The sequence below is a fragment of the Actinoplanes lobatus genome, assembly GCF_014205215.1.
Classification (GTDB): domain Bacteria; phylum Actinomycetota; class Actinomycetes; order Mycobacteriales; family Micromonosporaceae; genus Actinoplanes; species Actinoplanes lobatus.
This window is the reverse complement of sequence record NZ_JACHNC010000001.1, coordinates 5,266,665-5,293,359: the sequence shown is the minus strand read 5'-3', so window position 1 is coordinate 5,293,359 and position 26,695 is coordinate 5,266,665. Positions and strand designations below refer to the sequence as shown.

Below are 26,695 nucleotides of genomic sequence, written 5' to 3'. Positions count from 1 at the left end.
GGCTACCGCCCTTTCAGCTGGCGTAACACGGGGGCGATGTCGGAGGCGAAGAGTTCCAGGCTGGCCCGGTTCTGTTTCTCGGTGAGCCCTTCGGTGTCGGCGCTGAGGTGGGTGACCTCGTGCCCGAACCGTTCGTGGTAGCGGTGCACCTTGTCGATGATCTGCTGCGGGCTGCCGACCAGGATGGAGCTGCGCTCGACGGCGTCCTCCAAAGTGGGGAAGACCGGTTTCACACCGACCTTGCGGAAGGCGTCCAGCCGCTGCTGATAGACGGGCCGGTAGGCGTCGAGGGCCTCCTGTGAGGTGCGGGCCGCGTAGAAGCCGGCACTGCCCGCCCCGATCCGGATCGTCGCCGGGTCATGGCCGTGGAATGCCCACCTCTCCCGGTAGTGGTCGATCAGTTCAGCGTACGGCTCGATCGGGTTGGTGACGTTGGCGGAGAAGAGCGGGTCACCGTATCGGGCGGCGAGTTCCACCGACGCCTTGCTGGTGGCGCTGCCGTGCCAGACGGTGATCGGCTGCTGCAGCGGCCGCGGCCAGGTCTCGGCGTCGGTGAGCGACGGACGGTACCTGCCCTCCCAGGTGACCTTCTCCTCCCGCCAGAGGCGGCGGAACAGGTCGTAGCTCTCCCGCAGCCGGTCCCACTGGTCGTCGACGGTCACGTGGAACAGCTGGGCCTGTGCGGCGCCGTTGCCCTTGCCGATGATCAGTTCGAGGCGGCCGCCGGACAGGTTGTCGAGGGTGGCGTAGTCCTCGAAGGCGCGGACCGGGTCGAGCAGGCTCAGCGTGGTGACCCCGGTCCACAGCCGGATCCGGCTGGTCCGCGCGGCGATGTGACTGAGCACGACCGGCGGTGACGAGGACAGGAAGGGCCGTTCGTGGCGTTCGCCCACCGCGAACCCGTCGAAGCCCAGCTCCTCGCCGAGGACCGCGGTGTCGACCACCTCGCGCAGCCGCTGTTCGATGGTCTTGGACCGGTCGATGTACGTGATCAGGCTGAGCAGCAGGAACCTCATGCCAGCCCCAGGTTGCCCCGCAGGGTGGTCGCGGAATACTCGGTCCGGAACACGCCCCGTTCCTGCAACAGCGGGACCACCTGGTCCACGAAGTCGTCCAGCCCGGCCGGGGTGAGGTGGGAGACCAGGATGAAGCCGTCGCAGGCGCCGGTCTGCACGTACTCGTCGAACTGTTCGGCGACCCGCGACGCCGTACCGATGAAGTTCTGCCGGCCGGTGACCTCGATGATCAGGTCGCGGATCGACAGGTTCTTGGCCTCGGCGCGGGCCCGCCACTCGTTCGCCGTTTTCAGCCGGTCCGGGTACATGCCGGCGCGGCCCTTGATGATCGTGTCGCTCTCGTCGAGCACCGGGTCGGTCTCCGGGAGCGGGCCCTCCGGGTCGTAGCCGGACAGGTCGGTGTTCCACAGCTGTTCCAGCAGCAGGATCGCGGTCTGCGGGCTGACCTGCTGCCGCCGGATGTGGTGTGCCTTCTCCTGGGCGTCGGCGTCGCTGTCGCCGAGCACATAGGACACCCCGGGGATGATCTTCAGACTGTCCTCGGAGCGGCCGTACTTTCCGAGGCGGTCCTTGACGTCGCGGTAGAACCGCCGGGCGTCGTCGATCTGGTGGTGCCGGGAGAAGATCGCGTCGGCGTGGCGGGCGGCCAGTTCGCGGCCGCCGTCGGAGTCGCCGGCCTGGAGGACGACCGGGTGGCCCTGCGGGCTGCGCGGCACCCCGAACCGGCCTTTGATGTCGAACTGGCTGTTCTTGACGGCGAACTCGCCGCCGTCGGTGTCCCACAGCTTACGGGCGGTCTCGATGAACTCGCCGGCGCGGACGTAGCGGTCCGCGTGGTCGAGGAAGCCGCCGCGCCGGAAGTTCTCCCCGAAGAACGCGCCCGGCGAGGTGACCACGTTCCACGCGGCCCGGCCACCGGAGAGGTGGTCGAGGGTGGCGAGCTGACGGGCCAGCTCGTACGGCTCGTGGTAGGTGGCGTTGAGCGTCCCGGCGAGGCCGAGGTGGGTGGTGACGGCGGCCAGGGCGGCCAGCACCGTGATGGTGTCCGGGCGGCCGACCACGTCCAGGTCGTGGATGAGGCCGCGCTGCTCGCGCAGCCGCAGCCCCTCGGCCAGGAAGAAGAAGTCGAACTTCCCGCGTTCGGCGGTGCGGGCGAGATATTCGAACGAGTCGAAATCGATCTGGCTGCCGGCGCGTGGATCGCTCCAGACGGTCGTGTTGTTCACGCCCGGGAAGTGCGCGGCGAGGATGATCTGCTTAGGCACGGGCCACCTCCTGGTAACGGTTGACGGCCTGGGGCAGGCCCAGCCGCTCGCGCAGTCGCTGTTGCGGTGACGGCGTGAACAGGCCGCGCCGCCGCAGCTCCGGCACGAGCTCTCCGGTGATGGCGCTCACGCCGTAGTCCTCGCCGGGCCGTAGCCGGAAGCCGGCGATCCCGGAGCCGCTCCAGGCCGCGACGAGGTCGGCCAGCTGTGTGGTCGTTCCGGTGAAGACGGCCGCGTCGGTGGGGGTGCGGCCGCCCACGACCAGGTCGGCGAAGACCTTCCTACCGGGCAGCCGCCGCACGATCTTCGCGGCCTGGTCGGCGTCGGCCGGCGTCACGAAGTACACGTCCACGTCGAGGCGCGACCACACCCGCTCGTCGTGGGCGAGCGCCGCCACGACCGGCTGCCCCTGCGGCGGCCGCGGCACGATCGACGGCCCCTTGACCGAGAAGTACGCCCCGGAGAAGTCGATGTAGTGCAGCTTCTCCCGGTCGATGAACCGGCCGGTGGCCACGTCCTTGATGATCGCGTCGTCCTCCCAGCTGTCCCAGAGCCGCCGCACCACCTCGATCGCGTCGGCGGCCTCGGCGAACAGGTCGTCGAACTCCAGTGGCGCCCGCCGCCCGAGCAGGGCCGCCTCGGCCGGGTCGTGGGACACCCGCACCTGCCATCCGGCCCGGCCCCGGCTGACGTGGTCGAGGGTGGCCAGCGCGGTGGACAGGTGGAACGGCTCGGTGTGGGTGGTGGTGGCGACCGGGACCAGGCCGACGTGCCGGGTCAGCGGGGCGACCCGGGCCGCGACCTGGACGGCGTCGGGCCGCCGCCCGCCGAAGCTGTCCTGGAAGGTGACGAAGTCCAGGCGTGCCTCGTCCGCCTGTCTGACCGGGGTCGTCCAGTCGTCGGCGGCGAACGAGTCGCCGTCCAGCGCGATCGCCAGGTGCAGGGTCATGCGGCTCCCTCCAGTGTGGGCACGGCACTGAGCAGTGCCCGGGTGTACTCGTGGCCGGCGTGGTCGAAGACCGCCCGGACCGGCCCCTGCTCGACCACCCGGCCGTCGTGCATGACCAGGACCCGGTCGGCCAGGTCACGGATCACGCCGAGGTCGTGGGAGATGAACAGCAGCGCGGTCCCGTCGTCCTCGCGGATCTGCGCGATCAGGTCGAGGACCTGCGCCTGCACCGACACGTCGAGCGCGGAGACCGGCTCGTCGCAGATGATCAGACTCGGTCGTGGGGCGATGGCGCGGGCCACCGCGACCCGCTGCCGCTGCCCGCCGGACAGCTGCCGCGGGTAGCGGTCCAGCACGTCGGCGCCGAGCCCGACGCGTTCCAGCACCGGCAGCGGGTCCGCGCCGCGCGGCAGCGCCTCGCCGACGATGCGGCGCACCGTCCAACGGGGATCGAACGCGGACAGCGGGTCCTGGGCGATCAGCTGGAGGCGGCGGCGGATCGGGCGGCGGGCCCGTTCCGGCACCCCGCTGAGGTCGCGTCCCTCGAACCGCACCCGCCCGGAGGTCGGCTCGGTCAGCCCGAACAGCAGCTGCGCCACGGTGGTCTTGCCGGAGCCGGACTCGCCGACCAGGCCGACGATCTCGCCGGCGCGGATGGTGAGGCCGACGTCGCGGACCACGGCGCGGTCGCCGTACACCTTGCGCAACGCGGTGGCCTCGACGACCACCTGTCCGGGCGCCGTCGTGGCCGCCCTCCGCCGTCCGCTCGCGGCCGAGATCAATTCTTTGGTGTACGCGTGCCCCGCACGTTCCAGCAGGGTGCGCGTGGGCCCCGACTCGACGATCCGGCCGTCCTTCATGACCAGCACCCGGTCGGCGAGCTGGGACACCACCGCCAGGTCGTGGCTGATCAGCAGCAGGGTCTCCCCCGACGCGCGCCGTTCGGCCAGCAGTTTCAGGATCTGCGCCTGCACGGTCGCGTCCAGGGCCGTGGTCGGCTCGTCGGCGATCAGCAGTTTCGGGCCGCCGGCGATGGCGGAGGCGATCAGGGCCCGCTGCCGCAGCCCGCCGGAGAGCTGGTGCGGGTACTGCCGGGCCCGCCGGTCCGGTTCCGGCACGTGCACGTCGGTGAGCAGTTGCCGGACCCGGTCGGGCCGGTCCCGGCGGTCGCCGATGCCGTGGGTGCGCAGCACCTCGGTGATCTCGGCGCCGACGGTGCGCAGCGGGTCCAGCGAGACGAGGGCGTCCTGGAGGATCAGCCCGGCGAACCGGCCGCGCAGCCGCCGCCACTCGCGGGCCGCGAACCCGCGCACGTCACGGCCGTCGACGACGAACGTGTCGGCCTCCACGCGGGCCGCCGGACCGGCCAGTCCGACCAGGCTGCGGGCGGTGACGCTCTTACCGGACCCGCTCTCCCCGACCAGCGCGAGACACTCGCCCTCCTCGACGTCGAAGCTGACCCCGCGGACCGCCTCCACCTGCCGTTGCCCCAGGCGGAAGGTGACCCGCAGGTTCTCGACTTCGATCACTGGTGCCGCCCTTCGAACCGGTTCTGCAGATGCCGACCGATCACGGTGAGAGAGATGACGGTGGCGGTGACGGCGCAGCCCGGAAGCACCGACGCCCACCAGGCGATGTGCAGGTAGCCGCGGCCCTCGGAGAGCATCGCGCCCCACTCCGGCGACGGCGGCTGCGGTCCGAGGCCGAGGAAGCTGAGGCCGGCCGCGATGAGGACCGCCTCGCCGAGCCCGATCATCGCCAGGACCGGGATCGGGCCGAGCACGTTCGGCAGGACGTGCCGCAGCACCAGGCGGGTGCGGGACGCTCCGAACGCGACGGCGTGGGTGACGTACGGCGCCTGCCGCACCACCAGGGTCTGGGCCCGCACCACCCGGGCGTAGTGCGGGAGGGTGGCGATGCCGATCGCCACGATGAGGCTGACGGTGCCGGTCCCGGCGATCGCGATGAACAGCAGCGCGAGCAGGACCAGCGGGAACGCGGCGAGGGCGTCGAAGCCGCGGCTGAGGACCTCGTCAGCGGCCCGGTGGGTGAGCCCGGCGAGCAGGCCGAGCAGGATGCCGGCGCCGACCGCGATGACGGTGGCGGCCACGCCGATGCTGAGCGAGTGCCGGGCGCCGTGCACGACCCGGTCGAAGACGTCGCGGCCCAGCTGGTCGGTGCCGAACCAGTGGGCGGCCGACGGCGCTTCGAGCACGTGCAGCGGGTCGGCGGCGAGCGGGTCGCCGGCGAACAGCGACGGCCAGGCCACCGCGGTCAGGGCGAGGGCGAGCACGGCGGTGGCGGCGGCGAGGCCGGGGCGTGGCCGCCGCAGGGTGAGCCGGCGTACGACGGGGCGGGGCAGGGCGACGGTCATCGGTCAGCTCCTTCGCAACCGCGGGTCGATGAGCAGGTACGCGAGGTCGGCGGCCGTGTTGATGACGACGAAGAAGGCCGCGGCCAGGACCACGACGGCCAGCACCACCGGCATGTCGCTGCTGCTCACCGCCTGGAGGGTGACCTGGCCGAGGCCGGGGCGGCCGAACACCTGCTCGATGATCACCGAGCCGCCGATGAGCACCCCGGAGAGCCAGCCGAGCAGGGTGACCGCGGGCAGCAGCGAGTGCCGCAGGCCGTGCCGGATCAGGACCGACCGTTCCGTCAGGCCCCGGGCCCGGGCGGTGACCGCGAAGGGCTCGTCCAGGGCGCGGTCCAGGCCGTCGCGCAGCACCTGGGCGAGGACCCCGGCGATCGGCAGGCCGAGGGTGACGGCGGGCAGCACGAGCGCCGCCCAGCCGCGGTCTCCGGAGACCGGGAACATCCCGAACCGGAACGAGAAGACGCTGAGCAGCACGATCCCGATCAGGAACGGCGGGGTGGAGACGAGCACCAGTTCGGCGGTGGAGCTGGCCCGGCGGGCCCACCGGCCCCGGGTGACGACCGCCAGGATCAGGGCCAGCACCACCCCGAAGACGGCCGCGGCAACGGCCAGCCTCAGGGTGGGCGCCAGCTGGTCGCCGATGACGTCGCGGACCGGGCGCTGGAGCAGATAGGAGCGGCCCAGGTCACCCTGGGCGGCCCGCCACAGATAGTCGAGGTACTGCACGATCGCGGGCCGATCCAGGTTCCATTCGGCGATGATCTGGGCCCGGATCTGCGGGCTGTCGGCACCGTCGCCGATGATGCTGTCGACCGTGTCGCCGGGCGCGGCCAGCAGCGCGAGGTAGGCCGCCGTGGCCGCCGCCCAGAGCACGGCCAGGCCGCTGCCGGCCCGCCGCGCGATCGCCCTGATCACTTGCCGAGCCACAGGTCGTAGGCGCGGCCCGGCACCCCGGCGGTCGGTTCGAAGCCCAGCCCGCCGACCGTGACGGCGGCGGCGACCTGGTCGGCCGGGGCATAGAGCGGCAGGATCAGCGCCTGGTCGGTGACGGTCAGCCGCTGGACCCGCTGGTAGGTGCCGTTGCGCGCGGCCTGGTCGCCGCTGGCCTGCCCCTCCTCGAGAAGCCTGTCGAGCTCCGGGTCCTTCACACCGGTCCGGTTGATCGCCCCGGCGGAGTGCAGCAGCAGGTTGAGGGCCGCCCCGGCGTCGGTGTCGGCGCGGGAGTTGTCGAACACCTCGTACGCGCCGTCGGTCAGCGCCTGGGTGGCGGTGCCCTGGTCGACCAGGGCCACGTTCAGGTCGATGCCGGCGCTCTGCTTCACGGCGGCCTGCACGGCCTGGGCGAGCACGTCACGGCGATCGCGGACGAACGGCGCGGACTGCACCAGCCGTACGGTCAAACGCTTGCCGTCCTTGGTGCGGAACCCGTCGGCGTCACGGGTGGTCCAGCCGGCCTCGTCGAGCAGCCGGTTGGCCCCGGCCGTGTCGCCGCTGTAGGTCTTCTCCAGGCTCCGGTCGTAGAACGGGCTGGTCGGGCCGATCACGCTCCAGGCGCGGGTGGCGCTGCCCCGGTAGACGCCCTGGAGCACCGCGTCGACGTCGACCGCCTCGCGGAAGGCCTGCCGCACCCGGATGTCGTCGAACGGCGCGTGCGCGATGTTGAAGTAGTACGAGTACGCCGACCCGGAGTTGAGCCCACGGGCGAAGGTGAGCTGGTCGTTGCCGGTGATCAGGGCCTCGTCGGTGGCCGGCACCCCCTCGATGACCTGCACCTGCCCGGAGGTCAGCGCCCCGACCCGCACCGACGACTCCTTCAGGAACCGGTAGGTGATCTCGTCGAGGTAGGCGGGCCCGGTGTGCCCCGCGTTGGCCGGCGCCCACTGGTAGGCCGGGTTCTTCGTGAAATGCACCTCCTGCCCGGCGGTGTACCGGTCCAGGATGAACGGTCCGGTCCCGGCCAGTTCCGGTCCGCCGGCCTTGAGGTTCTTCGCCTGGCTCAGCGACTTCGGCGACACCTGGGCGCCCTGCGGCGAGGAGAGGAAGTCGAGGATCAGCACGTCGGGCTGCTTGAGATGGACGGCGACGGTCGCCGGGTCCACCACCTCGACCCGGTCCAGGTTGCGCAGCTGCACCGCCTGGACGGCCGGGTTGTAGCCCTCGACCGCGAACTGGTCGACGTTCGCCTTGACCGCCGCGGCGTCGAACTTCGTGCCGTCGGTGAAGCTCACGTCCGTACGCAATCTGAAGGTGTAGGTCTTGCCGTCCGGCGACGCCTCGTAACCGGTGGCGAGCCACGGCAGGTAGCCGCCCCTGTCGTCGTGGGTGAGCAGCGCCTCGAACGTGTTCCAGACCAGCAGGCGGGCCTTGGCCTGGGCGTACTGGTGCGGGTTGAAGGTGATCGGTTCGGTCTCGACGGCCCAGGTCAGCGATCCGCCGCTGACCGGCTGCCCGGCGCCGGGCGCCGCGGAGGAGCCGGGCGAACAGGCGGTGGTGAGGGCGAGGGCGGCGACGGCGAGAACGGCGGCGGGACGGGTACGGCGCATGGGCGGATCCTCCTCTCTACATTTCCTATAGCTTCTATAGGAGATTGGCAAGAGGGCCCGGCCGATTGATTGGTCACCCGGCTGAACCATCCCGGCCCGAGACGCGTTCACCATGTCGTGCAGCCGACAGACCTCGCCGATCCGCCCACGCCCGAAGAACCCCAGGTGGAGACAGAACCGGACCAGACCGAGCCGGAAGCCGAGGAGCCCACCCCCAAGGAGCCCGGCCGGGTCCGGCGGCTGCTGAACAGGCCATGGGCATCGCGATCACTGACCGTCGTGGCCTGCGTCACCGTCTTCGTGGCGCTGCTCTACCCGAACGTCCTGCGCCGGATCAGCGTCGGCAGCTTCGCCCGCATCCCGGTCGAGGCCGCGTTCATCATCCTGCTGCTGATCGTGCTCCCCCGCCGGCCCCGCATCACGGTCGCCTCGATCCTCGGCGTCGTCCTCGGCTGGCTGGTCGTCGAGAAGAGCCTCGACATGGGCTTCTTCCGCACCCTGGCCCGGCCCTTCGACCCGGTGCTCGACTGGTCCCTGTTCGGCGACGCCTACAACTTCGTCAACGAGACGTACGGCGGGCTCGCCGCCTGGGCCGCCATCATCGGCGCGATCCTGCTCGGCCTCACCGCCCCGGCCTTCGTCACCTGGGCCATGCTGCGCGTCTCCGCGTTCCTCACCCGGCACCGCCGCCGCTCGGCACTGACCGCCGCCGGCATCGCCGCCGCCTGGATGCTCACCTTCGCCCTCGGCGTCCAGCTCACCGCCGAGGTCCCGCTCGCCGCCCGCACCTCCGCCACCTACGCCTGGGACCGGATCTGGCAGGCCCGCGAAGGCATGAAGAACGAGGCCGAGTTCGCCGCCGAGGTCAACAACGACCCCTACCGCAGCGTCCCCGCCGACCAGCTGCTCACCGGGCTGCGCGGCAAGGACTTCGTGCTCACCTTCATCGAGAGCTACGGCCGCAACGCCGTCGAGGCGCCCGAGTTCGCCGAGAGCACCGGCGCCGTCCTCACCGACGGCGACAACAAGCTCAAAGCCGCCGGGTACGCCGCCCGCAGCGGCTGGCTCACCTCACCCACCTTCGGCGGCAGCAGCTGGCTGGCCCACTCCACCCTGCAGAGCGGACTGTGGATCAACAACCAGTCCCGCTACCGCAACCTCAACGCCAGCCAGCGGCTCACCCTCACCAAGGCCTTCAAGACGGCGAACTGGGACACCGTGGCGATGGTGCCGGGCAACAGCCGCCCCTGGCCGGAGAGCGCCTTCTACGGCTACAACCGGGTCTGGGACTCCCGCAACCTCGGCTACCAGGGCCCCAAGTTCGGCTGGGCCAGCATGCCCGACCAGTACACGCTCACCCGCTTCAACGAGCTCGAGTACAAGAAGCCGGGCCGGCAGCCGATGATGGTCGAGATGCCGCTGCTGTCCACACACACCCCGTGGGCGCCGATCCCCAGCTCCATCCCGTGGGAACAGGTCGGCGACGGCTCCGTCTACACCGCACAGGCGGCCGCCGCCGAGAGCAAGGCCGACATCTGGTCCAGCAGCAAGAAGGTCCGCAGGGAGTACGGCAAGTCGGTCGTCTACACCCTGGGCACCCTGATCGACTGGATCCAGCGCTACGGCGACGAGAACCTGGTCCTCGTCTTCGTCGGCGACCACCAGCCGTCCAGCGTCGTCTCGGGCGAGAACGCCAGCCACGACGTGCCGATCACCATCGTCGCCAAGGACCCGGCCGTCCTCGACAAGATCGACTCGTGGGGCTGGACCGAAAGCCTCAAACCCGCCACCGACGCCCCCGTCTGGCAGATGAGCGACTTCCGCGACAAATTCCTCACCGCCTACGGCCCCGACGGAGCCCACTAGATACGTGGTGTGCGGCGCCGGTCCCGGTCACTCCAGGCGCCGCACACCACCACCTCAGCCGCAATCCGCGGCGGTACGCCCGACGAACAGCGCCACCACCGCGCCCTTCCGGAAGTGGAACTCGTAACGGCTGTCGTCACCGTCGTTCTGGTTCGCGTAGAGCCCGATGGACTCGTCCCCCTCCAGGTCGCTGTAGGCGTCCCGCACCTGCCGCACCGTGCTCCCCACCCGAATGCCCTCCGGAGTGGACACCCCTGCCGGCGCCGGAATCGTCACGACCCCCATCTCGGCCGAATAGACCACCAGCACACTCTTCGTCTTCGCCGGTACCAGCTCGAACGTGCTGCACCGATCACCGGCACCGCTTCTGTAAGGGCCGCACACTCCTACCTGGACACGCGGGGTGACCGCAACACCGGCCGCAGCGCCTCCAGCACGTCCGGGTTCTCGATCGTCGCCGGCACCGCCTCCTCCCGGCCGTCCGCGATCCCCCGCATCGTGCCGCGCAGGATCTTCCCCGACCGGGTCTTCGGCAGCGCCGCCACCACGTCGATCCGGCGCAGCGCCGCCACCGCCCCGATCCGGTCCCGCACCAGCCCCACCAGCTCCGTCTCCAGGGCCGCCGGATCCGGCGCCACCCCACTGCGCAGCACCACGAACCCGCGCGGCACCTGCCCCTTCAGCAGGTCGCCCACACCGATCACGGCGCATTCGGCGACCGCCGGATGGGTGGCCAGCACCTCCTCCATCGCCCCGGTCGACAGCCGGTGACCGGCCACATTGATCACGTCATCGGTACGCCCGAGCACGTACAGATACCCGTCGCCGTCGAACATCCCACCGTCGCCGGTCAGATAGTTGCCCTGGAACGCCGACAGATACGACCGCACATAGCGTTCGTCGTCACCCCACAGCGTCGGCAGGCACCCCGGCGGCAGCGGCAGCCCGACCACGATCGCCCCCTCGGTGCCCGGCGGCACATCGGTCCCGTCCGGGCCGACGACCCGCACCCGGTAGCCGGGCATCGGCACCGACGGCGAACCCGGCCGCGTCGGCAGATCCTCCATACCGCGCGGGCTCGCCGCGATCGGCCAGCCGGTCTCCGTCTGCCACCAGTTGTCGATCACCGGGATGCCCAGCAGGTCACCGGCCCACTCGTACGTCGGCGTGTCCAGCCGCTCCCCCGCCAGGAACAGCGACCGCAGACAGCCCACATCCCGCCCGGCCAGCAGTTTCCCGTCCGGGTCCTCCTTGCGTACCGCCCGGATCGCGGTCGGCGCCGTGAACATGGCCGCCACCCGGTGCTGCTCCACCACCCGCCAGAACGCGCCCGCGTCCGGGGTGCCGACCGGCTTGCCCTCGTACAGGATCGTGGTCGCCCCGGTCAGCAGCGGCCCGTACACGATGTACGAGTGCCCGACCACCCACCCCACGTCGGACGCCGCCCAGAAGACCTCGCCCGGCCGTACCCCGAAGATCTTCTCCATCGACCACCGCAACGCGACCGCGTGGCCGCCGTTGTCCCGGACCACGCCCTTGGGGCGCCCGGTCGTGCCGGAGGTGTAGAGGATGTAGAGCGGATCGGTGGCGGCGACCGGCACACAGTCCGCCGGTTCCGCACCGGCGACCGCGTCCACCCAGCTCAGATCCCGGCCCGGGACCATGTCACAGGGCGCCTGCGGCCGTTGCAGGATCACGCAGTGCGACGGGACGTGGGCCGCCTCGGCCAGCGCGGCCGACAGCATCGGCTGGTACGGCACCACCCGCCCGCCCTCGATCCCGCACGAACTGGCCACGATGACCCGCGGCCGGGCGTCGTCGATGCGGGCGGTCAGCTCCCGCGCGCCGAACCCGCCGAAGACCACCGAGTGGACGGCCCCGAGCCGGGCACAGGCGAGCATCGCGACGACCGTCTCCGGCACCATCGCCATGTAGATGACCACCCGGTCGCCGCGCTCCACCCCGAGCCTGCGCAGCGCCCCCGCGAAGATCGCCACCTCGTCGCGCAGCTCCCGGTACGTGTACGCGCGCACCACACCGGTCACCGGACTGTCGTGGATGAGCGCCACCTGGTCGCCCCGGCCACCGTGGACGTGCCGGTCGAGGGCGTTGTGGCAGGTGTTGAGGGAGGCGCCGGGAAACCACCGGAAGATCGGCGCCTCGGAGTCGTCCAGGATCCGGTCCGGCGGCTCGTGCCAGTCGATGAGTTCGGCCGCGGCCCGCCAGAAGCCGGCCGGGTCGTCGATGCTGCGCTCGTACGCCTCGCGATATGCGCCCATCCCCCGACGCTGCGCCGTGGATCACACCTTGTCCAGCATCCTAGGAGGCTAGTGCAGAGGGAAGACCCGCTCCACCAGGGCGATCAGCGACGTGGCCAGGAGGGCGTGCACCTGCTGGCGGGTCAGAACCCCCCGCTGCAACCACTCCTGGGCCGTCCAGATCGCCAGGCCCACGTAGGAGCGGCACATCGCCCGCAGCACCGGCGAGGGGTCGTCCCCCATCCCGACGGCGCGCAGCACCCCGGCCGCGGCGACGTCGACCGCCTCGGCGATCACCTGGTTCACCTCGGCGTCACCGGCCATCCCGCCGGCGCCGGTGGCGGCCAGCCAGGAGGTGCTGTGGCGGGAGACGACGTCGAGGAAGTACCCGACGATGGAGTCGACGCGTTCCGGCAGGTCGCCTGCGGGAAGCTGTGCCAGGGCGACGTCGGGCACGGTGAGCATGACCCGCACGACCGCGAGGTAGAGATCCTTCTTCGTACCGAAATAGTGGTTGACCAGGCCGCGCGCGACTCCCGCGTCCCGGGCCACGTCGGTGGTGGACACCTCGGCGTAGGGCCGTGACCCGAAGTGCCGGATCGCCACCGACAGGATCTGCTCGCGCCGCGCGTCGGGCTCGAGCCTGCGCCGGCGCATCGACTCGATGCGCACCACGGGCCCGACCTTACGGCACGTCGATCCATCGATCGTCTCGCCAGAAGGATGGCGGCAATTCGCGTCCAGCTTATTGACACCTCGCCAATAGTGCTCGATGGTAGGTCGATGCCGACGCCTGGACTGGACGGTTATGTCGAACCGTGGCGCAAGCCGGAACACGACGACCTGGCCGAGCTCGCCCGCACCTTCTTCACCAAGGAGGTGGTGCCGCACGCCGAGCGGCTGGAGCGGCAGGGCCATCCCGACCGCGAGCACTACCGCCGGGCCGGCGAGCTGGGCCTGCTCGGCCTCTCCATCCCGGAGGAGTACGGCGGCGGGGGCGGCGACTTCACCCACGAGGCCGTGCTGCTGCACGAGCAGACGCTGGCCGGCGAGGGCAGCCTCGGCATCGCGGTGCACAGCGGGATCGTCACCGGCTACCTCAACGAATACGGCACCGAGGAGCAGAAGCGGCGCTGGCTGCCCGGCCTGGTGAGCGGCGAGCTGATCGGCGCCATCGGGATGACCGAGCCGGACGGCGGCTCGGACCTCCAGTCGATCCGCACGAGGGCGGTCCGCGACGGCGACGACTACGTGGTGAGCGGCTCGAAGACGTTCATCACCAACGGCATCCTCGCGGACGTGCTGATCCTGGCCGTGAAGACCGACACCTCGGCCCGCGCGCACGGCATGTCGCTGCTGGTCTGCGAGCTGACCGGCGACCCGGAGGGCTTCCGGCGGGGCCGGAAGATCGAGAAGATCGGTCTGCACTCCAACGACACCGCGGAGCTGTTCTTCGACGACTTCCGGGTGCCGGCCGCCAACCTGCTCGGCGCCGAGGGCGCCGGCTTCATCCAGATGATGCAGCAGCTGCCGCAGGAGCGGCTGGTCATCGGGGTGGGCGCGGTCGCCGCCATGCAGCGGGCCGTCGAGATGGCGACCGGGTACGCGAAGGAGCGCACCGCCTTCGGCAAGCCCCTGATCGGCCACCAGAACACCCGGATGGTGCTGGCCGACGTGGCGACCCGGACCCGCGTGTCCCGGATCTTCCTGGACGACTGCATCCAGCGGCACGCCCGTGGTGAGCTGGACGTGTCCACCGCCGCCATGGCCAAGCTCTACCTCACCGAGGGGCAGTGCGAGGTGGTCGACCGCTGCCTGCAGATCTTCGGCGGCTACGGCTACACCACCGAGTACCCGATCTCGAAGATGTACGCGGACGCCCGGGTCCAGAAGATCTACGGCGGCACGAACGAGATCATGAAGGAGCTGATCTCCCGTGTCCTCTGACAGCCGGGGCCCCCTGGACGGTATCCGCGTCGTGGAGCTGGCCGGTCTCGCGCCGGCCCCGTTCGGCTGCATGATCCTCGCCGACCTGGGCGCCGACGTGGTGCTGGTCGACCGCCCCGGCGGTACCGGACCGATCGGTCCGATGCAGCGCGGCCGGCGCCGGGTGACCGTGGATCTCAAGTCGGAGACCGGTAAGGCCGAGCTGCTCGGCCTGATCGAACGGGCCGACGTGCTGGTCGAGGGCTACCGGCCGGGTGTGGCCGAGCGGCTCGGGTTCGGCCCGGACGACTGCGAGCGGATCAACCCGAGGCTGATCTACGCGCGGATGACCGGGTGGGGCCAGGACGGGCCGCTCGCGAAGGCCGCCGGGCACGACATCGACTACATCGCGATCTCCGGGGCCCTGGAACCGCTGGGCCGTCCCGGCGAGCGCCCGCACGCGCCGGTCAACCTGCTCGGCGACTTCGCGGGCGGCGGCATGCTGCTGGCCGTCGGCATCCTGGCGGCGCTGGTCGAGCGCGGCGTCTCCGGCCGCGGCCAGGTGGTCGACGCCGCGATGGTCGACGGCTCGTCGCTGCTGATGACCTTCCTGCACGGTTTCCTCGCCGAGGGCCGGTGGCCGGGCGGCCGCGGGCAGAACCTGCTCGACGGCGGCGCCCCGTTCTACGACACCTACCAGGCGTCCGACGGCGGCTACCTGGCCGTCGGCTCGCTCGAACCGCAGTTCTACGCGGCGCTGCTCAAGGGCCTCGGCCTCGACGACGACCCGGATCTGCCCGGCCAGTTCGACTTCGCGGCCTGGCCGGAGCTGCGCCGCCGGTTCACCGAGCGGTTCGCGCAGCGCACCCGCGACGAGTGGGCGTCGATCTTCGAGGGCCTGGACGCGTGCGTGAGCCCGGTCCTGTCGCTCACCGAGGCGCCGGACCATCCGCACAACCGGGCGCGGAACGCGTTCATCGAGGTCGACGGCGTGGTCCAGCCCGCTCCGGCGCCGCGCCTGAGCCGCACACCGGCGCCCACCCCGGAGGCCGTCAAACCCGCGACGGTCACCGAGATCCTGTCCGGTTGGTCCTAGATCAAAACCATGTGATCGTACGCGTGTCCTCGTCCCGCCTGATTTTTCCCGTTCCGTCCGGTCGGCGCGCGCTTGCTGCCCACTCCCGCCTGTGCCGCGCCCGCCGGGCTCAGATCGGTGGCCGGGCAGACGCGACTTGCTCAATGCCGCCGCTCACGGCTCACCTTCCGGTCACGCCGGGCGAGTGGTAGCGGCGGTGGTGATCACCAGGCAACCAGGGCACCCCTCCCGACCGCCACCCATGCCGGCGGACGCGTCACTCGGAGCGATCTTGAACGATTTGCCACCGTTTCGAGTCTTCTTCTTGGTCGCCCACGGCCGAATCCGCAATCCCTCGACAGCAGGACGCGTCACCCGGAGCGATCTTGAACGATTTACCACCCGAGGCGGTGGTACATCGTTCAAGATCGCACAACAGCGGCGTGCAAAGCGGGCGAAACGGGCACCCGTTTCCGGCGAAAGCCCCATTTCCGCCTAGCGCGGCGGACGGCGCCCCCCATTTGGCGGTTCGCCCGACCGGGCGCTTGACGAAGAACAGCAAACACCCACGGAGAAGACTTCTCTGTCTGCCTCGATCTTCCACAAGGGCCGGTGGACGGGTCCCGCGCTTACACGGGGTGTCGGCCGGCCGGCTTTTCGGTGTGAGCGGGCGCGAAAGCCGTCAGGCGGGCGGCCGTCCCGGCGCCGGGCGGGGCTGGGCGCACACGCTGCGATGTCGTGGTCGGCTACCTTCCCTGTAACGGTGGTGGCCGCGCACGCGGCGACTTGCGTGTGCGGCCACCGTCCCGTCGACAGCCCGACCGTGGGCACCTACCCGTGTGAAGTCCGACCGGGTAAGCCCGCCCGCCGGGAGGGTGGCCGTGTGCGGCCGCCGGCCCGGCGGGACCGCGGATGACGATTACCGTGATCGGCGCAACGGTCGAGCGCAGGCAGCCCGGGTGCCTGGAAAGCAACACCGCGACCACCCACCCAGGACGACCGGCGCAACGACCGAGAGCAGGCACCCCGCCGCCCTGGAAAGCAACACCGCGACCACCCACCCAGGACGACCGGCGCAACGACCGGGAGCAGGCACCCCGCCTGCCTGGAAAGCAACACCGCGACCACCCACCCAGGACGACCGGCGCAACGGCCAAGAGCGGCAACCCGGGTGCCTGGCCGGTAAGACCGGACCAACCGTCCAGGATGACCGGTCGCGGAGGACGGGAGTCCCCGGCGGCAGACGAGGCGGTGGCGACCGGGCCGGCCTGCCCGGCCACCGATCTACGCCCGGTGGGGGCGGCACAGGCGGGAGCGGGCAGCAAGCGAGCGCCGACCGGACGGGACAGGGCGGATGAGGCGGGACGGGGTCGCGCGTACCGGAAAGAAGGAGCTGGAAGCGAAACCGTAGAAGGTCCGCAGCTGCCCGGGTCAAGGCAGCATGCCGGCTTGTGTGATGGGTCCGGCCGACGAATCGAAGTCGGCCGGACCCGTGTGCATGACGGGGATGACGGGGATGACGCCGAGCGGGGGCAGGCACGCGTCTGCGGACATCGTGACATGGGAGCGCTCCCAACGCAATGCTCCCGCCCGGCGGTCATCGACGGATCAGCTGGCGGTGCAGGTCAGCGCGGGCACGCTGTTCGTCCCGGTCCAGGATCCGAGGAACCCGAACGACGTCGTGCCGCCGGCCGCGACGCTGCCGTTGTAGCTCACGTTGCGGGCGGTGACCGCCGACCCGCTGCTGGTCACGGTCGCGCTCCAGGCGTTGTTCACGGTCTGGCCGTTGGCGTAGGTCCAGGTCACGGTCCAGCCCTTGATCGCGGCGCTGCCCGCGGTCACCTTCACCTCACCCTGGAAGCCGCCCGGCCACTGGCCGGCGATCGTGTAGGTGGCGGTGCAGGCGCCGGCCGGGTTCGACGGCGACGGGGACGGCGAGCTGGGTGACGGCGACGGGGAACTCGGCGACGGCGAGGACGAGCTGGGCGAGCTGGGCGTGGTCCCGCCGAAGATGGTGGCCTCCTTGCTGGTGGCCTTCAGCCCGTTCGTGCCGTTCACGATGCGCTGGCCCCAGGTGGTCAGCGAGGCGGCGTTGAAGCTGTTGGTCATGTCCAGGATCGGGTCGGTGTTGCCGGCCCAGGACCAGCCCAGGTAGCCGATGCCGCGGGCCTGCGCCTCGGCCATCAGCGTCTGGTCGTCGACCTGACCGGAGTCGAACTGCCAGCCGAACTCACCGATCACCAGCGGCCAGCCGCGGCTCTGGAAGTGATCCAGGTACGCGGTGATGGACGACGCCGTGTTGAACACCGCGTACATGTGGATCGACAGCATCGTGTTCTTGCGGGTGTCCGCGTCCAGCACCGTCTGCGCGTTGTCCCGCATCACGTACTGCCAGTCCTGGCCCCAGTTCGGGGCGTCGATCATCAGCATGTGCTCGAACCCGTTGGTGCGCATCTTCTGGATGGCGGCGACGGTCGCGGCGGTCCACTGCGACGGGTTCGTGTTGCCGATCGGCTCGTTGCCGATGTTGATGACGACGTAGTTCTCCTGGCCGGTGAGCACGCTCTTCAGGCCGATCCAGTAGTTCACCGCCTGGTCCAGGGTGTAGGCCGCGCCGTCCTCGCCGTACCCGGTGGTGTCGTGGTTCTCCAGCACGCAGATCAGCTTGTTCGCCTTGCACAGGTTGATCACGTTGGTCACGTCGGCGGCGGTGTTGGCGGTCCAGCGGCCGCCGCTGAGCACCACCCGGACCGTGTTGGCGCCGGCCGCCTTCATGTCGGCGAAGGAGCCGGTCTGCCCGGCGTACCAGGTGTGCATGTGGTTGATGCCGCGCATCACGAACGTGTTGCCGTTGGCCTCGACGATGTTGCGGCCCTCGATGTGCAGACCGGTCGCGGCGTAGGCGGGGTTGACGAACGTGAGCACGGATGCGGTGAGGGTGATGAGGACGGCGGCCAGAACGGCCAGTCTTCTCTTCATGACCTGCCTCTTGGGGGAAGTGGACGGCGTACGTCGACGCGTTCCACCCGCCCCCGGGCAGTTGACAACCTACCCCCGGCCCCTTCTCATCGCAATCCGTCGATTCAAGCGGCCTGTCGGCGGCCGTGCTTCTCCCGGTACATGGCGGCGTCCGCCTCGGCGGTCAGCGCGGCCAGGGTCGCCTCTCCCCCGGCCGGCCGCAGCGCCACACCGATGCTCACGCCCACCGTCACCCGTACGCCGTCGCCCAGGTCCGCGGGCACCGGGACAGCCTCCCGGATCCGCTCGCAGGCCGCGGCCACCGTGCCGGGACCGGCCCCGGGCAGCAGGACCAGGAACTCGTCGCCGCCGACGCGTCCCACCACCGGCGCGTCGCCGTCCGGTGAGGTGACGTCGCGCATGGCGGTGGTCAGCCGGTCACCGATCCGATGCAGCAGCAGGTCCCCGGCGGCGTGCCCGTGGGTGTCGTTGACCAGCTTGAACCCGTTGAGGTCGAGCAGCAGCACGCCGAGCGGCCGGCCGGTGAACCGGTCCGCGCAGCCGGCCAGGTGCGCCCGGTTGGGCAGCCCGGTGAGCCCGTCGTGGGTGGCCTGGTGCTGGAGCGCCGCCCGGGTCTCCTGGAGGGTCCGCAGGTGCCGGGCCAGGCTGGAGGACTGGGTTCCGGTGATCACCGCGATCATCACGTTGACGCCGAGCACGAACGGGACGTCCGGCGAGTTCGGGAAGGCGGCCACGAAGACGGCCGAGGTCAGCGCCCAGACGAGCACAGCGCCGGGCAGCCGGTGCCGGACCGCGGCGATCACCACGGCGAGGGCCATCAGCGGCCAGGTGGTCTCCCTGGTCTGCCCCTCGGCGATCACCACGAACCCGCAGATCACCGCGGCGTCCAGCGCGACCTGGACCGCGCTGCGCAGCTCGTACCAGCGCGCGAGCGGGCGCCGGAGGTTGTGGACGGCCACCAGGTTGCAGCACAGCATGAGGGCGACGGCGACCCAGCTCGCCGACCGCATCCCGGAGCTCTCCAGTTGGCCGGACGACATGGCGCCGACCCCGGCCGCGTAGAGGGCCGTGCAGACGAGGCCGATGCCCCGCGACACCAGGCCCGAGATCTCGATCATGCGCCGCCGGGACAGCAACGCCTGGTCCGAAGGCACCCCCGTCACCGTACGCATGGCATCTTCATCGGCAGGTCCCCCAGGGCCTTGAGGAACGGACGGCCGCGGGGCCGGCCGCCGTGACGGCGACCGGCCCCGGGGCTGGAGACGACTCAGAAGGTGAACGTGCCGACCAGGCCGCGCAACTCGTCGGCGGTACGCGACACCGCCGCACTGGCCTCCCGGGTCTGCGTGACGCCGCCGACCGTGGCCGCGCTGGCCGCGGAGACGTCGCCGATGTTCGCCGCGATCCGGCTGGAACCGGCGGCGACCTCGGCGATGCTGCGGCTCATCTCGCCGGTGGTGGCGGTCTGCTGCTCGACCGCCGAGGCGATCGTGGTCTGGAAGTCGTTGATCTGGGCGATGACCTCGGAGATGCGGTTGATGACCTCGACCGCGCCGCCGGTGTCCTGCTGGATGGCGTTGACCCGGCGGTGGATGTCCTCGGTCGCGCGGGCGGTCTCCTGGGCGAGGTCCTTGACCTCGGAGGCGACCACGGCGAACCCCTTGCCGGCGTCGCCGGCCCGGGCCGCCTCGATGGTGGCGTTGAGGGCGAGCAGGTTGGTCTGCTCGGCGATCGACGTGATCAGCTTGATGACGTTGCCGATCTCGGCGGATGACTCGCCGAGCTGACGGATGGTGTCGGTGGCGCGGGCGGCCTCGGTCACCGCGATCGAGGCGATCTGGGCGGCCTCGCTGGTGTTGCGGGAGATCTCCCGGATCGACAGGCCCATCTCCTCGGAGCCGGCCGCGACCGTCTGCACGTTGCGGGAGATCTCGTCGGCCTCGTCGGACGCCGAGGTGCTCTGCCGGTCGGTGTTGTCGGCGGCGTCGGCGATCTGGGCGGAGACGCCGGCCAGCTGGTTCGACGCGGTGGCGAGCCCGCCGGCGCCCTCGGCGATGGTCCGCATCGACTGGCGCAGCTTGTCCAGCGAGCGGTCCAGGCCGGCGGCCATGGTGCCGATCTCGTCGCGGCTGGTGATCTCGGAGCGGGCGGTGAGGTCGCCGCGGTCCAGGGCGTCGATCACCACGCCCAGCTTGCGGATCGGGCCGAGGATCGACCGGACCATCGGGACGGCCATGCCGATCAGCAGGGCCAGGCCGATTCCGGCCACCACGATCGTCATCGTACGGGTGGAGCTGACGGTGTCGGCCATCTCCGCCTTCTGCACGGCGATCTCGGCCTCCACCTTCTCGGTGAGCGCGTCGAGTTCGTCGTCGGTCTTGTTGTTGCGCTCGGCGATGTCGTCGGTCCGGCCGACCACCGACTTCGGGTTCGCCACACCGGCGGCGACGAAGTCGGTGATGAAGGTGTTGAAGTCGGCGAAGTCCGGGCGGTAGCCCTGGAACTCCTGAAGCATGGCGGTGGACAGGCCGCACCCCTCGACGGCGTCGGCGGCGCTGGTCGCGGAGTCGACGTCGTCGACCGCGTCGCCGCTCACGTCGTGCCCGAGCGCGGACCGGTAGGCGTCCACCTTCAACTCGCTCTGGCGGTTGTTGAGATGGTTCATCGCCGCGAGACAGGCTTCCAGGCTGCGCATCTTCTCGGCCTGGGTGGACAGCGCCGACTGTCCGGCCAGGGTGACCGTCGCCATCGCGCCGAGCGCGACCGCGCCGGTGGTGACGATGACGCCCAGCCTCTTGGCGATACCGATGTCGTGTAGCCCGCGCACGTGCCCTCCCTCACAGCCGGTGTACGGGTCCATCGACCGTGCCGGGCGTCATCTGAGGAGAGACGCTTCACCCGCCGGCTGGTCCGGCCGGCGAACCATCCGGTTCCGGATGGTTCAGCGGTTCAGACGACTTGCCCAGTCCGCCGGGACGGCGCCGGCCGGGCCGGGGGCCGGCTGGCCGGCCGGGTGACTGGTGGGCGGCGCCAGCTCGGGACCGGAGCCGGCCTGCTCGCTGTCGAAGTCCCAGAACCAGTCCTCGCCGGGCTCGAACGACTGGATGACCGGGTGCCCGGTCTGCCTCCAGTGGGCGGTGGCGTGCTGTGAGGGCGAGGAGTCGCAGCAGCCCACGTGGCCGCAGCGGGCGCACCGGCGCAGGTGGAACCACCAGCCACCGGTGCCGAGACACTCGGCGCAGCCGGTGCCGGAGGGCGGGACGTCGGCCTGGATCGGGGCGTCGGAGCTCACGACCGAAAACCTATCAATGCGCCCGGTCGTACGCCTCCTGCGCCACGCGAACCTGATCCATCTCGCCCTCGACCAGGACGATGAGTTCCTTCATCTTGGCGGCGACCCGCTCGCCGAGATCGGTGAGGCTGTACTCCACCCGGGGCGGGATGGTGGCCTGCACCTCGCGCCGGACCAGGCCGTCACGTTCCAGTGCCTGAAGCGTCTGGGCCAGCATCTTCTCGCTCACCCCGTCGACCCGGCGGCGCAGGGCGTTGAACCGGAACGCCCCCTCGTGCAGCGCGCCCAGCGCCAGGCTGCCCCAGCGGCCGGTGATGTCGGTCAGGACGCCACGGGAGGCGCAGTTCCGCTCGAACACGCTGGCCGCGAAGTCCTCATCCACGCCGGTCACCTTACCAGTGCGGTTGCACTAACTAAAAGTTAGTGCCATCCTTCTCGTCACCGCTCACTTTCCGAGAGCACCTGGAAGGAACCACCATGACCATCGCCGTCACCGGAGCCACCGGACACCTGGGCCGCCTCGTCGTCGACGCGCTCATCGCGCGCGGCGCCGCCCCCGGCGACATCGTCGCCACGGCCCGGGACACCACGAAGGCCGCCGGTTTGGCCGCCCTCGGGGTCCAGGTGCGCGAGGCCGACTACGACCGCCCGGAGACCCTGGCCGCCGCGTTCGCCGGGGTCGACCGACTGCTGCTGATCTCCGGCAACGCGATCGGGCAGCGGGTCTCCCAGCACACCGCGGTCGTCGAGGCGGCCAAGGCGGCCGGGGTGGGCTTCCTGGCCTACACCAGCATCCTGCGGGCCGACACGTCGCCGATCGGGCTGGCCCCCGAGCACCTGGCCACCGAGCAGGTCGTGGCGGCGTCCGGCATCCCGTTCGCCCTGCTGCGCAACGGGTGGTACATCGAGAACTACGCGGCCTCGTTCGGCCCGGCCGTCGAGCACGGCGCCCTGCTCGGCAGCGCCGGCGACGGCCGGATCGCCGCCGCCACCCGCGCCGACTTCGCCGAGGCGGCCGCCGTCGTGCTGCTGCGCGGCGAGCCCGGCGTCCACGAGCTGGCCGGCGACCAGCCGTTCACCATGGCCGAACTGGCCGCCGAGGTGGCCCGCCAGACCGGCGCCCCGGTGGCGTACCAGGACCTGCCGGCCGACGATTACCGGGCCGCGCTGGTCACCGCCGGCCTGCCCGGGCAGTTCGCCGACCTGTTCGCGGACACCGACGTCAAGATCCGGGACGGGCACCTGGACGACAGCACCGGCACCCTGTCCCGGCTGATCGGCCGCTCCACCACCCCGCTGGCCGAGGCGGTCGCAACCGCCCTCAAAGGCTGAGACGGATGGGTAGGCTCCCTTTCATGGCCAAACCTCGATGGGAACCCGGCCCGGACCACCCGATCACGATCACCCCGGCCGGGGAGAAGGTCGTGGTCACCGCCGGCGGCCGGGTGATCGCGGAGACCGAGAACGCGCTGCTGCTCCAGGAGGCGCACTATCCGCCGGTCCGGTACGTGCCGCTCGCCGACGTCGACCCGGCCGTGCTGGAGCGCAGCAGCACCACGTCCTACTGCCCGTACAAGGGCGACGCCACCTACTACTCCCTGCCCGGCGCGCCGGACGCCGTCTGGGAGTACCAGGAACCCTACGACGCGGTCGCCGCGATCAAGGGTCACGTCGCCTTCTACCCGGACAAGGTGGAGTTCTCCGCCTAGCCGGTCAGCCCCGGAGCGCGGAGCGGACCGCCGCCAGCTGGTAGCGGTCCGCCTCGTACGGGGTGTAGAGCGAGATCCGGTCGATCGTGCCGGCGAACCGCTCCCGCAGCCCGGCGGCCACCGTCGCCGGGTCGCCGGACACCGCGAAACAGTCCAGCACGTCGTCGCTGATCTCGGCGGCCATCTCGGCCCACGCCTGCCGCCGGGACAGCGTGTTGAGCCGGTCCGCCAGCTCACCCCAGCCGTGCAGCTCCAGCACCGGCCGGTAGGCGGGGGTCGACGCGTAGAAGGCGATCTGCCGCCGCACCGCCTGCTCCGCCCGGCTCCGGGCCGCCTCGTCGGCGCCGAGCACCACCATGGCGCTCATCTCGATGCCGAAACCGTCCAGTCCGCCGCCGCGGGCCGCCCGCAGCGCCGGGACGATCCGCTCCCCGAGATAGGACCGGCTGGTCAGCGGGTGCACCAGCAGCCCGTCGGCGACCCGGCCGGCGGCCGCCACCATCCGCTCGCCGACCGCGGCCAGCTCCACCCCCGGAATGCCGAACGGGTTCGGCCCCGGGTCGAAGAACTCGGACATCAGCGTGTGCCGGTAGAACTCGCCGCGGAACATCAGCCGCTCGCCGGTCGCCCACGAGTGCCAGATCGCCCGCAGCGCCGACACGAACTCCTCCATCCGCGCGGCCGGGCGGCTCCACGGCATCGCGAACCGCCGCTCGATGTGCGGGCGCACCTGCGAGCCCAGCCCGAGCCGGAACCGGCCCTCGGAGATCAGTTGCAGGTCGTTGGCGAGGACCGCCACGGTCATCGGGTTACGGGCGAAGGCCACCGCGATCCCGGATTGCAGGGCGATCCGGGAGGTGGCCCGCGCGACCAGGGTCAGGGTGGTGAAGACGTCGTGCTTCGTCTCGGCCGCCGCGAAGCCGTCGTACCCCACCTGTTCCGCGGAGACCGCCGCCGCTTCGGCCTCGGCCGGGGAGGCCGCGACGGGCGCGGCATAGTCAACGAGCATCACACAGCAATATCAGGTTGTTGACCCTCACACGGTGTCAGGCAGTGAACTCGGAGTTGTCATGTTCGCCATAGGAGACTTCGCCCGGCACGGCCGCGTGTCGATCCGGATGCTGCGCCACTACGACGCCATCGGGTTGCTGCGGCCGGCCCACGTCGACCCGGCCACCGGCTACCGGCACTACACGGCCGCCCAGCTGGCCCGGCTCAACCGGATCATCGCGCTCAAGGATCTCGGGTTCACGCTGCACCAGGTGCACGAGATCATCGACGGCACGCTCAGCAGCGGCGAGCTGCGGGGCATGCTCCGGTTGCGGCGGGCCGAGCTGGCGGCGTCGGTGGCCGAGGCCACCGCCCGGCTGGTCCAGGTCGAGGCGCGTCTCCGTGCCATCGAGAGTGAGGGGCACATGCCCACCAACGACGTCGTCCTCAAGTCCGTCCCGGCGGTGCGGGTCGCCGCGCTGACCGCGACGGCCGCCAGCTACCAGCCGGAGGACATCGGCCCGGTGATCGGGCCGCTCTACGACGAGCTGTGCCGGCGGCTGGAGACGGCCGGGGTCACCCCGACCGGGCCGGGCATCGCCTGGTACGAGGACGCCCCCGAGGGCCGGATCACGGTGCACGCCGGCATGACCGTCTCGGTCGCGCCCGGCGCCGGCGACTTCGAGGTCCGCGATCTGCCGGCCGTGGGGCAGGCCGCCACCATCGTGCACCGCGGCTCGATGGACGCCGTGGTGCCGACCGGGCAGGCCCTGGCCCGGTGGATCGACGGCAACGGCTTCCGGTCCGCCGGCTACCCGCGTGAGGTGACCCTGGAGTGCCCGGAGGACCGCGACCGGTGGGTCACCGAGCTCCAGGCCCCGGTCACGGCCGCCTGACCACGGCGTCGCGGATCGCCGCCGCCATCACCTCGGCGGTGACCGCGCGCAGCAGGTCCAGGTCGGCCTCGACCGCGCCGGTGGCCAGCGCCACCACGGCGTCCCCGTCGTAGCGGGAGTGCGCCGGGTGCAGGGCCCGGGCGAACCCGGTGTGGCCGCTCTGCGCCAGCAGGTAGCAGTCGGTCTTGGTGAGCCGGGCGTCGGTGAGCACCACGGCGAGCGTGGTGTTCTCCCCCGGGAACGGGGTGGCCACGCTCGCCACCGGCGGCCGGTCGGCCCCGAGGACGTCGCCCCACGCGTTCACGGCGACGACCACCTCCACCGTCGCGGCGCCGGCGTGCCCGGTGGCGCGGCCCAGCCCACCGGGCTCGGCGAGACCCCGCCACGTGCCGGTGGTGGCTCCGGTGCCGGCGCCGACCGTACCGGTGGGGAAGGGTTGTCCGCTCAACGCGGCGAGAGCCGCCTCGCGGCCCTGAGCGGCACCCGGTGGCGTCCCGGCGACCGACGCGTCGAACAGTGACATGCCGACGACGATCGGCACCGGGCCGAGGCTGGTCGGGAAGCCCTGGCCGCGCTCGCGCAGCAGTTCCACCACGCCGTCGGCGGCGGCCAGGCCGAAGGCGGAGCCGCCGGAGAGCACCACGGCGTCCACCCGCTCGACCAGGCGGCCCGGTTCCAGCAGGGCGAACTCGCGGGTGGCCGGGGCGCCGCCGCGGACCTCGCCGGAGCCGACCGTGCCGGGCGGCGGAAGGATCACGGTGACGCCGGTGCCGTCGCCCGTCCAGTGCCCGGCGAAGGCGGTGAGCAGCTGCGGTTCGGCCATGGAGGAACCGTATCGGCCGTCCGCGTTCCGATGCGAAATGCCGGGGTATGCGGATGGCTCGTCCCGCCGGGCCCGGATCCGGAGGCGATCGTGGCGGCCCTCGGCCGGCACCGGGTCGGGGAGCGGATGGCGGCCGGTTACCGGTAGCGGATGGAGGCGAGCGCCAGCCCGGCGAGGCTGCAGCAGGTGGTGAGCCAGGCGATCGGCAGCAGGTTGTAGGTCAGCATGCCGAGAATCCCGGCGGGCGAAACACTGAAGACCACCAGCGCGGCGCCGATGAAGACGAGCGCGGCGACGGCCGCCACCTGGAGGTAGCGGCGGTGGGCGGGCGCTGGGCTGGGCATGCGGACTCCGAGGGTGCGGGAACCGGGGAGCCGCTACCCTCGCGTGTCACCCGATATCCCGGCAACAGCCGCAACGACCGTACGTTCCACCGTCCGGACCGTTTTCAGCGCTGCCACGCCGCGAGTGCAGCCCGTTCCGCCAGGATCTTCTTGACGTGTGACGGCGCCGGCGGGCGGCTGACGATCCGGGACAGCGGCTGCTCGGGGTGCAGGCCGAGCCGCCACAGGGCGCCGGCGTCGATGTCCAGGTAGTAGCGGCACCACGAGCGGCCGGTCTCGTCGTTGCGGCCGCACATGACGCCGCCGCGGACCTCGCCCTCCTCGAAGGGGTCCCAGTCGATGCCGCGGTGGGCCAGTCAATCGGCCAGGGAGAATCGACCGCCGCCG

25 protein-coding genes are annotated in these 26,695 nt (G+C 71.5%); 6 read left to right on the top strand and 19 right to left on the bottom strand.

Annotated elements, in window-relative coordinates:
• Window positions 1-2: 2 nt before the first annotated feature.
• The 7 genes from BJ964_RS24335 to BJ964_RS24305 are packed head-to-tail and all read right to left on the bottom strand — an operon-like array spanning window position 3 to window position 8,150.
• A complete protein-coding gene (locus BJ964_RS24335; protein ID WP_188122835.1) occupies window positions 3-1,016 on the bottom strand; it encodes an LLM class flavin-dependent oxidoreductase in 1,014 nt (337 codons plus the stop codon).
• Entirely contained in the window at window positions 1,013-2,281 is a 1,269-nt protein-coding gene (locus BJ964_RS24330; protein ID WP_188122834.1) for an LLM class flavin-dependent oxidoreductase, read from the bottom strand. The genes BJ964_RS24335 and BJ964_RS24330 overlap by 4 nt, the downstream gene beginning before the upstream one ends.
• Window positions 2,274-3,230: an LLM class flavin-dependent oxidoreductase gene (locus BJ964_RS24325; RefSeq protein ID WP_188122833.1), complete on the bottom strand. Its 957-nt coding sequence runs from the start codon at window positions 3,228-3,230 to the stop codon at window positions 2,274-2,276. Before BJ964_RS24325 ends, BJ964_RS24330 begins: the two co-directional genes overlap by 8 nt.
• Window positions 3,227-4,759, bottom strand: coding sequence for a nickel ABC transporter ATP-binding protein NikE (gene nikE, locus BJ964_RS24320; RefSeq protein ID WP_188122832.1), 1,533 nt, complete (start codon window positions 4,757-4,759; stop codon window positions 3,227-3,229). The genes BJ964_RS24325 and nikE overlap by 4 nt, the downstream gene beginning before the upstream one ends.
• A complete protein-coding gene (locus BJ964_RS24315; RefSeq protein ID WP_188122831.1) occupies window positions 4,756-5,604 on the bottom strand; it encodes an ABC transporter permease in 849 nt (282 codons plus the stop codon). The genes nikE and BJ964_RS24315 overlap by 4 nt, the downstream gene beginning before the upstream one ends.
• A gap of 3 nt (window positions 5,605-5,607) precedes the next feature.
• Window positions 5,608-6,522: an ABC transporter permease gene (locus BJ964_RS24310; RefSeq protein WP_229806876.1), complete on the bottom strand. Its 915-nt coding sequence runs from the start codon at window positions 6,520-6,522 to the stop codon at window positions 5,608-5,610.
• On the bottom strand, window positions 6,519-8,150 hold the full coding sequence (locus BJ964_RS24305) for an ABC transporter substrate-binding protein (RefSeq protein ID WP_188122830.1): 1,632 nt from the start codon (window positions 8,148-8,150) through the stop codon (window positions 6,519-6,521). The genes BJ964_RS24310 and BJ964_RS24305 overlap by 4 nt, the downstream gene beginning before the upstream one ends.
• Before the next feature lie 165 nt (window positions 8,151-8,315).
• On the opposite strand from BJ964_RS24305, the gene BJ964_RS24300 reads away from it, so the two are divergent.
• Complete coding sequence (locus tag BJ964_RS24300) at window positions 8,316-10,016, top strand: sulfatase-like hydrolase/transferase (RefSeq protein ID WP_229806877.1); 1,701 nt, start codon at window positions 8,316-8,318, stop codon at window positions 10,014-10,016.
• A gap of 54 nt (window positions 10,017-10,070) precedes the next feature.
• On the opposite strand, the gene BJ964_RS24295 is transcribed toward BJ964_RS24300, so the two are convergent.
• From BJ964_RS24295 to BJ964_RS24285, 3 genes are all read right to left on the bottom strand, one after another.
• Entirely contained in the window at window positions 10,071-10,292 is a 222-nt protein-coding gene (locus BJ964_RS24295; protein ID WP_188122829.1) for a hypothetical protein, read from the bottom strand.
• A gap of 110 nt (window positions 10,293-10,402) precedes the next feature.
• Window positions 10,403-12,295, bottom strand: a complete 1,893-nt coding sequence (locus tag BJ964_RS24290; RefSeq protein WP_188122828.1) for a propionyl-CoA synthetase — start codon at window positions 12,293-12,295, stop codon at window positions 10,403-10,405.
• Window positions 12,296-12,343: 48 nt separating this feature from the next.
• Complete coding sequence (locus BJ964_RS24285; RefSeq protein ID WP_229806878.1) at window positions 12,344-12,949, bottom strand: TetR/AcrR family transcriptional regulator; 606 nt, start codon at window positions 12,947-12,949, stop codon at window positions 12,344-12,346.
• Between the two features lie 108 nt (window positions 12,950-13,057).
• Between BJ964_RS24285 and BJ964_RS24280 the strand changes: the two genes are divergently transcribed.
• Window positions 13,058-14,221, top strand: a complete 1,164-nt coding sequence (locus tag BJ964_RS24280; RefSeq protein WP_188122827.1) for an acyl-CoA dehydrogenase family protein — start codon at window positions 13,058-13,060, stop codon at window positions 14,219-14,221.
• Window positions 14,211-15,296 (top strand): CaiB/BaiF CoA transferase family protein, encoded by a 1,086-nt coding sequence (locus tag BJ964_RS24275; RefSeq protein WP_188122826.1) that lies wholly within the window; start codon window positions 14,211-14,213, stop codon window positions 15,294-15,296. Before BJ964_RS24280 ends, BJ964_RS24275 begins: the two co-directional genes overlap by 11 nt.
• A 1,587-nt stretch (window positions 15,297-16,883) precedes the next feature.
• On the opposite strand, the gene BJ964_RS24270 is transcribed toward BJ964_RS24275, so the two are convergent.
• The 5 genes from BJ964_RS24270 to BJ964_RS24250 form a co-directional block, all read right to left on the bottom strand.
• Window positions 16,884-18,254, bottom strand: coding sequence for a cellulase family glycosylhydrolase (locus BJ964_RS24270; RefSeq protein ID WP_188122825.1), 1,371 nt, complete (start codon window positions 18,252-18,254; stop codon window positions 16,884-16,886).
• 104 nt (window positions 18,255-18,358) lie between these two features.
• On the bottom strand, window positions 18,359-19,408 hold the full coding sequence (locus tag BJ964_RS49170; RefSeq protein WP_188122824.1) for a GGDEF domain-containing protein: 1,050 nt from the start codon (window positions 19,406-19,408) through the stop codon (window positions 18,359-18,361).
• Window positions 19,409-19,521: 113 nt separating this feature from the next.
• On the bottom strand, window positions 19,522-21,081 hold the full coding sequence (locus tag BJ964_RS24260) for a methyl-accepting chemotaxis protein (RefSeq protein ID WP_229806879.1): 1,560 nt from the start codon (window positions 21,079-21,081) through the stop codon (window positions 19,522-19,524).
• A 114-nt stretch (window positions 21,082-21,195) separates the two neighbouring features.
• Window positions 21,196-21,546, bottom strand: a complete 351-nt coding sequence (locus tag BJ964_RS49165) for a UBP-type zinc finger domain-containing protein (protein ID WP_188122822.1) — start codon at window positions 21,544-21,546, stop codon at window positions 21,196-21,198.
• A gap of 13 nt (window positions 21,547-21,559) precedes the next feature.
• A complete protein-coding gene (locus BJ964_RS24250) occupies window positions 21,560-21,928 on the bottom strand; it encodes a winged helix-turn-helix transcriptional regulator (RefSeq protein WP_229806880.1) in 369 nt (122 codons plus the stop codon).
• A gap of 95 nt (window positions 21,929-22,023) precedes the next feature.
• On the opposite strand from BJ964_RS24250, the gene BJ964_RS24245 reads away from it, so the two are divergent.
• Both BJ964_RS24245 and BJ964_RS24240 read left to right on the top strand, forming a co-directional pair.
• Entirely contained in the window at window positions 22,024-22,878 is an 855-nt protein-coding gene (locus BJ964_RS24245; protein WP_188122820.1) for an SDR family oxidoreductase, read from the top strand.
• A gap of 23 nt (window positions 22,879-22,901) precedes the next feature.
• A complete protein-coding gene (locus tag BJ964_RS24240; protein ID WP_188122819.1) occupies window positions 22,902-23,255 on the top strand; it encodes a DUF427 domain-containing protein in 354 nt (117 codons plus the stop codon).
• 4 nt (window positions 23,256-23,259) lie between these two features.
• On the opposite strand, the gene BJ964_RS24235 is transcribed toward BJ964_RS24240, so the two are convergent.
• Complete coding sequence (locus tag BJ964_RS24235) at window positions 23,260-24,264, bottom strand: TIGR03617 family F420-dependent LLM class oxidoreductase (RefSeq protein ID WP_188122818.1); 1,005 nt, start codon at window positions 24,262-24,264, stop codon at window positions 23,260-23,262.
• A 61-nt stretch (window positions 24,265-24,325) separates the two neighbouring features.
• On the opposite strand from BJ964_RS24235, the gene BJ964_RS24230 reads away from it, so the two are divergent.
• The gene (locus BJ964_RS24230; protein WP_188122817.1) at window positions 24,326-25,141 is read left to right on the top strand and encodes a MerR family transcriptional regulator; all 816 of its coding nucleotides are present in this window, start codon (window positions 24,326-24,328) and stop codon (window positions 25,139-25,141) included.
• Here the strand turns inward: BJ964_RS24230 and BJ964_RS24225 are convergent.
• From BJ964_RS24225 to BJ964_RS24215, 3 genes are all read right to left on the bottom strand, one after another.
• Complete coding sequence (locus BJ964_RS24225) at window positions 25,128-25,964, bottom strand: P1 family peptidase (protein WP_188122816.1); 837 nt, start codon at window positions 25,962-25,964, stop codon at window positions 25,128-25,130. The two genes, BJ964_RS24230 and BJ964_RS24225, sit on opposite strands and share 14 nt — an antisense overlap.
• A gap of 137 nt (window positions 25,965-26,101) precedes the next feature.
• The gene (locus BJ964_RS24220; protein ID WP_188122815.1) at window positions 26,102-26,308 is read right to left on the bottom strand and encodes a hypothetical protein; all 207 of its coding nucleotides are present in this window, start codon (window positions 26,306-26,308) and stop codon (window positions 26,102-26,104) included.
• 104 nt (window positions 26,309-26,412) lie between these two features.
• The gene (locus BJ964_RS24215) at window positions 26,413-26,604 is read right to left on the bottom strand and encodes a hypothetical protein (protein ID WP_188122814.1); all 192 of its coding nucleotides are present in this window, start codon (window positions 26,602-26,604) and stop codon (window positions 26,413-26,415) included.
• Between the last annotated feature and the right edge of the window lie 91 nt (window positions 26,605-26,695).

Excerpts from the sequence above, each read along its gene's own strand:
- BJ964_RS24245 (WP_188122820.1), top strand. The coding sequence starts at position 22,024 with ATGACCATCGCCGTCACCGGAGCCACCGGACACCTGGGCCGCCTCGTC.
- BJ964_RS24220 (WP_188122815.1), bottom strand. The coding sequence starts at position 26,308 with ATGCCCAGCCCAGCGCCCGCCCACCGCCGCTACCTCCAGGTGGCGGCC.
- BJ964_RS24305 (WP_188122830.1), bottom strand. The coding sequence starts at position 8,150 with ATGCGCCGTACCCGTCCCGCCGCCGTTCTCGCCGTCGCCGCCCTCGCC.
- BJ964_RS24290 (WP_188122828.1), bottom strand. The coding sequence starts at position 12,295 with ATGGGCGCATATCGCGAGGCGTACGAGCGCAGCATCGACGACCCGGCC.
- BJ964_RS24325 (WP_188122833.1), bottom strand. The coding sequence starts at position 3,230 with ATGACCCTGCACCTGGCGATCGCGCTGGACGGCGACTCGTTCGCCGCC.
- BJ964_RS24215 (WP_188122814.1), bottom strand. The coding sequence starts at position 26,604 with ATGTGCGGCCGCAACGACGAGACCGGCCGCTCGTGGTGCCGCTACTAC.
- BJ964_RS24225 (WP_188122816.1), bottom strand. The coding sequence starts at position 25,964 with ATGGCCGAACCGCAGCTGCTCACCGCCTTCGCCGGGCACTGGACGGGC.
- BJ964_RS24270 (WP_188122825.1), bottom strand. The coding sequence starts at position 18,254 with ATGAAGAGAAGACTGGCCGTTCTGGCCGCCGTCCTCATCACCCTCACC.
- BJ964_RS24315 (WP_188122831.1), bottom strand. The coding sequence starts at position 5,604 with ATGACCGTCGCCCTGCCCCGCCCCGTCGTACGCCGGCTCACCCTGCGG.
- BJ964_RS24235 (WP_188122818.1), bottom strand. The coding sequence starts at position 24,264 with ATGCTCGTTGACTATGCCGCGCCCGTCGCGGCCTCCCCGGCCGAGGCC.
- BJ964_RS24230 (WP_188122817.1), top strand. The coding sequence starts at position 24,326 with ATGTTCGCCATAGGAGACTTCGCCCGGCACGGCCGCGTGTCGATCCGG.
- BJ964_RS24240 (WP_188122819.1), top strand. The coding sequence starts at position 22,902 with ATGGCCAAACCTCGATGGGAACCCGGCCCGGACCACCCGATCACGATC.
- BJ964_RS24335 (WP_188122835.1), bottom strand. The coding sequence starts at position 1,016 with ATGAGGTTCCTGCTGCTCAGCCTGATCACGTACATCGACCGGTCCAAG.
- BJ964_RS24280 (WP_188122827.1), top strand. The coding sequence starts at position 13,058 with ATGCCGACGCCTGGACTGGACGGTTATGTCGAACCGTGGCGCAAGCCG.